The organism is Pseudomonas shirazensis (genome assembly GCF_050496565.1).
Lineage (GTDB): Bacteria > Pseudomonadota > Gammaproteobacteria > Pseudomonadales > Pseudomonadaceae > Aquipseudomonas > Aquipseudomonas shirazensis_A.
The window spans coordinates 1-454 of record NZ_JBNWAE010000051.1 but is presented as its reverse complement, the minus strand read 5'-3'; the positions used below and the strand labels follow the sequence as shown (position 1 = coordinate 454).

The 454-nt window shown below is 64.1% G+C and carries 1 protein-coding gene; it reads left to right on the top strand.

The window, feature by feature from the left end:
* The coding region (locus ACQZ2L_RS25070; protein WP_430328315.1) for an AMP-binding protein at window positions 1-454 on the top strand (454 nt) is incomplete at both ends.

The following is a 454-nucleotide window of genomic DNA, read 5'->3' as shown; positions in this document are numbered from 1 at the left end:
TGGTTGCCATGACCCCTGCCGACGTTGGCGCGGCGCGTATCTGTGGGCAGATGAACCAGGTATTGGAGGCCATGGTCGAGGCGCTGGAGCAGACGCCGGAACTGCCGGTGCAGCGCTTGCAGGTGCTTGAAGCGCAGGAGCGTGAGCGTGTGCTGCAGGGCTTCAACGACACGGCGGTGGGCTATGACCTCGAGCAGACTCTGCACGGGATGATCGAGGCGCAGGTGCTGCGTACGCCGGATGCGGTTGCGGTCAGGGCCGAAGAAGGGGCGTTGAGCTATCGCGCGCTGAATGAGCAGGCCAACCGGTTGGCGCATCACCTGATCGGTATGGGTGTCAAACCTGACGATAGGGTGGCGATCTGCGTTGAGCGTGGGCTGTCGATGGTGGTTGGCCTGCTGGCCATTCTCAAGGCCGGTGGCGCCTACGTGCCGGTTGACCCGGATTACCCGGT